This is a genomic window from Halopseudomonas sp. L-58, from assembly GCF_056859475.1.
On the sequence record NZ_JBSXON010000023.1, the window covers coordinates 1 to 5,009 of the forward strand.

A 5,009-nucleotide genomic window follows, 5' to 3' on the forward strand; every position below is an offset into this window, starting at 1 on the left:
CACGCTGGTCGGGCAATACTCGAAACTGGCAACCCGTAGGCAGCGTTTGGCTGAATCCAGAGAAGGAAACGACCGTTATCCATGTGCATAGTGAACTAGAAGCAGCATGACTCATGTTCCAACTACATTGACAGACGCCGCCCGGGAATCATCTTCAACAGGCCCGTTACCAGGGTGCGACCAATCAGAGTAGCGGCACCTGCACCCAAGGTGGACGTCACCAGTGTGGTAAGGGCAGTGGTGCTGATTTCCATGCCAAAGGTGATGCCAATCTTGGCCAGCATCCCGACCTGAATTGGTACTAGGCCAACTGCATCGGAAAACGGAATCGGAACGGCAGCCACTGCGCCGGCTGCGGTCGCGGCGATGATGACTTCTTTCTCAGCTTGCTCGATTTTCAGACGCGTTGCAGCCTGGTGCCGGGAGCTAAGCGCGTTGGCGTAGGCTCTTTTTTTTGCTTCGGGTAGCAGGCGCGCGGTTTCCAGAATCAGCTTGTCCAGGCCTTTGGGTTTGAGCGTGATGCTGTCGCCCTCATCGTCCAGCTCCTCAGCCAGTGCGCGCACGGATACCACTGCTGCTGCGGTGGGGAGGGTTTGTCGTACTTCTTCATTGAAACCGTTATCGGAGCGGGATTTGGTGATCACTGCGACGACAGGGATTTTCTTTTCCGCGAACAGGCGGCAAAGGTCTATCTCTGCATCTTCGACGCGTCGCCCGTCTTCATGAATACACAACCATGCCACGTGAATGTGCTGGTTCTCATCCTGGGAATGGGAGCGTGTGTCGATCACGTCAGTCAGCTCTGCAGCGATCGTGTCGTGATCCTTCAGCTCAAGGCCCTTGGTGTCGATGATGGTGACTGGATGACCTGCTTTCGATATTTCCTCTGTGCGTTGCGTCACCGGGCGACCAGAGCCTGTCTTCGCCAGATCACCTCGGAAGATGGTGTTGATCAGGGTGCTTTTGCCTACTCCGGTCTTGCCGGCGATGATCACATTGATCTTGCCGGAACCTTTCAAGGCGCTGTCGATGGCATCTTCGATCGAAGTGGGTGCGTTATGCGTTGTGATGTCGGTCATAGACTGTTCTTCCTTGTTCATTGCAGTGAAATATCGGGCATGGGCGTGTTTCATCGGCGACGCCCTGTCAGCCAACCAAGCAACCCTGTTGGCCTGGAGTGTTGGGTCATCTGGATGTCGTCGTTGCCGCATTGGGGGCAGCAGGCAAACCAGTCCAGGTCCAGACGCAGTGCGTCGCTTGCCGGCTGGACGCGTTTGCGCCACCCGCATTTGGGGCAACTGAACGTCATGGGGGGTGGGGGAAACGGCATGTTTGTCCTCCGTGTGCTTGTTGGAGAGGACTATGAATGCGGGTGGCGACAAGTCATGTCGCATTGGTTAGAAATTTTTGGAGGGGCGCTTGTTGCGCTGACAGGACCTTCAGGCGTCAATCTTGCTGCTGCGATGGCTGACCGCAGCAGCGGTGCGATCGGTGAGACGCGGTGTTAGTTGTTGGCGTAAAGCTGGAGTACCTGACGAGCTCGGGCCTGAGCCTCTTCTGCCCAATCGCTGGGTGCCCGCACGCGGATGTTCTCGCCAAGTGAGTAGACCCACCAGCGAGTTTCCTTGTCATTAGGAACGACCGCTTTCAGACGCAACCACTGGGTGTCCTCTATAGGCGTAAGCGACTGCTCGTTGCTGAGCGGCGTTTCGTTGAGAATCCAGGCAATGTTTGGATCAACGTCAGCTTCCAGTGTGACACTGCTGATATCGGCCTCGCTGTTCAGTTGGCGGCTGACAAACTCGTCGATATTGAAGTCGTCCAGTTTGTGAGCGTGATCCGGCAGTACTTCCGCCTCGGTAATTCGATGCAGCGCAAATTGCACGGGCCTCTCGTGTTTCTGGGTTCGGGCAATCAGGTAGCTGATGGCATGGCGAGAAACCAGCCCCGCGGGGTGCAGCACATGCTCGCGTGGTTGGCTGTGTCCGCGAGCCTGGTAGATCACGCGTAGCTGGCGTTCTCGCAGAAGTGCATCCGACACCTCGTCCCATACCTCGGGGGTGATATCTGCTGGCAACAGGGCCTTGCCGTTGGGTAACGCACGTACGGTTTTGGCCCAGCTGTGGAAGACGTTGCCGTTGTCGTTAAGTAACTGATGGTGTGCCATCTCGAACTGGGCCGAGAGGCGCTGTATTACCGTACCCGGGAGTAATTTTCTCAGATGACTTTCCGCCAAATGCAGGGCGAGTGCCGTGGCGGGACGCATGACGTCGGTATCCAGTGGTGCGTCCTTCTTGCGTGTCCAACGTGGTTGGTACCCTTCAACGGATTGGTAAATTGGGAAGGTGTTTGAAGATTTGTCCAGGTCGCGCTGAACGGTGCGTCGACTTACGTTGAATCCTTCATTCGCCAGCGATGTCAGCAGCTCTCTGGTGGAAATGTCATGTGGTTCTTTGGGAATTAGCGAGATCATCACCTTGATCCGCTGCAGGGTTGTTTTAGAGTCGCTCAAGATGGCGTCCTTGTCTGGAGTGGATTGTCCGTTAGCTTAGTGTCGCAGCACGACAGGCTGCGTCGCGGCGGGAGTGTTCTCGGTCCTTATATTACTCGAGTGTCTGGTTTGGCGGCGCAGAGTATCCGGAGCGCGCTCCTCTGGCTCAGCGAGATCCTCGTCACTAATAGCGGCGATGATTGGTTGCAGTACTTTTCCTTGATTGCTTTCAGGGTTAACAGGGAGCAGCCATTCAGACTCAGCCAGCCAGTAGTGCTCTGCATCCGAGTACTCGTCGCTTGGTGCAATCCGGCCGAAGTATTCGATCACCTGCACGACAGACGAACTACCCAGAGAGGATTCGAGCGAAAGGAAGTTGTGCCCACACCCATCAGTGGTGAGCCGATACAGCTTCCCGTTTTTCTGAAAGAGCATCGCCGACGATCCGCTCAGAATATGCTCCGCATTTTGCAGAGGTGGCTGTGACATTACATAGCTGAAGAATGGGCCGGAAAAAGGACTTTGCATGGTTTGCTTCTAATTCGCTGTTTCATGGCTGTGGCAGCCGGCAACTGCTCTTGAGTGATGCTGAGCACCTGCTGCCATGACTTTGGAGTGTTCAGATGACTTCTGCTTCAACGTGACAACTTTTCCAATCCAAGGCTAACCCACCAGCAATTTCGCCGTGACATATGCTGACAGCTCTCTCTCCACTGCAATGTTCAGGCGGCGCAGCTTCGCCTGCGAGTTGGTTGCCTTGGTCAAGTTGACCTGAATTACCTCGCAAGTGATGCGGGCTAGGTAAGGGCTGCTGCGCTTATCGTCAGTTTTGACATAGGTTAATTTGACGTCGAAGTCGATAACGGATCGTGCAGTAATGCTCGGGTATTGGTGAGGCCGTTAACGGAAAGGGGGCTGCGTGGCCCCTACCCGACATCAATCTCCTGGACTGCGGGTAATCACCTCAGGTAAAGGCGAGGCCCGTGTCTTACTTTTGCAGTCTAAGCAATAGTCCAGCAGCTTCACCTCCTCCTCGGTGAAATCGTACATGCTAAGGCTATCCAGAACGCGGCGGAGTTGCTCTACATTGAGTTTGTCCTCAAGCGCTGCTTCGATAACCGTGGACTTGTCGAGCTTCTCCGGCAAGGGCGGTGGAGTGGCCTGAGTTTCGGCGGTAGGTTGCCTTATATCAAGGCCCGTGCCACTACACGCTGCGCAGCGCCCATCCCCTGGTGCCTTAGAGGAATATCCGAAACCTGAACACTTGCGGCATTTGGGTTCGTCCTCGACCTCATAGCGCTTAGCTGCATTCGGGCTTTCGCGGCGAACGAGATCTGGAGGAGCGCTTGAGTTCGGGGGTATCCCTTTGCCGAATCTGATGCAACTTGGGCAGATACCTTCGGCATTTATGCCCGGGCGGTAGAGTCCGCACCCTATGCAGGTAGCTGGGCTCTTACTATTTTTGGGAGCCGCATACCTCGCTTCATTTACCGGGGGGGTGTCTAGGTAGCGGCGTGTGCCTGATACGGTCTTTTTGGTTATAGGAGCGACATGCCGCTCCTCATTTACCGGGGGGGATTCTAGATGGGGACGGACGCTAGGTGCGGTCTTTTGGGGAAGCTCCTTAGCCTGCTGCAGCTTCCAGCTGGCGCATGACTTACAAAGCCCGGCGCCCGACCAGGCCGACTCCTGAGGGGGAATGTAGGTATCACATCTAACGCACCTCAATGTGTAAACCCTGCGATGGTACAGTCCGTAAGACGGTCAGGATTTGAATAAGCGTCCTGCTTCATCATTGGAAAAATTTTCGTTTCGTTTTTCGGAAAGTGCCGAATTCCGGGGGGAAAAGTCAAGGGGTGGACGAGCCCCCTGAAAGACAGGACACGGTTTCTCCCTTACCATAATGGATAGGCAAACGACTTTGTTTATGACTACCAGCAAAGATAAAAACATTGAAATCCTCGGATAGGAGCGGCGTCGCCCTGGAGCACTGAGGAAAAGCTCACCATGGTGCGCAAGAGCCTGGAGCCGGGACAAATACGCCCTGTCATCCCGCATGGATCCTAAATAACTGCCAATAGGCGCTGCCATGACGGTTGCCAGCGCGTTGCCGCCGACAAGGGTGTGTAGTGGTCAACAATTCCCGGACAGTGATTTAAGTTTTTCTTCTACAACAGCCGGCGGCACGAGGCCGTTGTGCTGATGTGGTCTTGTCCAGTTGTAGCGTTGCATTAAGTAGCGACCTATATCCTGCTCAGCCAACGCAGCAGTCATGTAGCGTACCGTCGGAACCCAGTCGGTTTTCAGCCTACGGAACAGACGCTCCATTGGTGCATTATCCCAACAGTTTCCAGGACGACTCATGCTCTGGGTGATCCGGTATCGCCATAGCCTCTGGCGGAAATGGCGACTGCTGTATTGGCTACCTTGATCCCTGTGGAACAAGACACCACTTGGGCGCCCACGCCTCTCGTAGGCTCTGTGGAGCGCCTTTACGACCAGATCAGCATCCGGCTTG

The 5,009-nt window shown here is 55.2% G+C and carries 4 protein-coding genes; all 4 read right to left on the bottom strand.

All coding sequences use genetic code 11. The features are described 5' to 3' along the window. Positions 1-122 precede the first annotated feature (122 nt). Complete coding sequence (locus AC13EY_RS01220; RefSeq protein ID WP_482876214.1) at positions 123-1,133, bottom strand: GTPase; 1,011 nt, start codon at positions 1,131-1,133, stop codon at positions 123-125. Positions 1,134-1,504: 371 nt separating this feature from the next. Further along, positions 1,505-2,512, bottom strand: a complete 1,008-nt coding sequence (locus tag AC13EY_RS01225; protein ID WP_482876215.1) for a helix-turn-helix transcriptional regulator — start codon at positions 2,510-2,512, stop codon at positions 1,505-1,507. Between the two features lie 36 nt (positions 2,513-2,548). Next, the gene (locus AC13EY_RS01230) at positions 2,549-3,019 is read right to left on the bottom strand and encodes a hypothetical protein (protein WP_335599589.1); all 471 of its coding nucleotides are present in this window, start codon (positions 3,017-3,019) and stop codon (positions 2,549-2,551) included. Between the two features lie 1,605 nt (positions 3,020-4,624). Next, positions 4,625-5,009 (bottom strand): DDE-type integrase/transposase/recombinase (locus AC13EY_RS01235; protein WP_482890390.1); only part of this gene is annotated, 385 nt, incomplete at its 5' end.

Bases quoted from the DNA above. Each gene is read 5' to 3' on its own strand.
- AC13EY_RS01220 (WP_482876214.1), bottom strand. From the start codon at position 1,133: ATGAAACACGCCCATGCCCGATATTTCACTGCAATGAACAAGGAAGAA.
- AC13EY_RS01230 (WP_335599589.1), bottom strand. From the start codon at position 3,019: ATGCAAAGTCCTTTTTCCGGCCCATTCTTCAGCTATGTAATGTCACAG.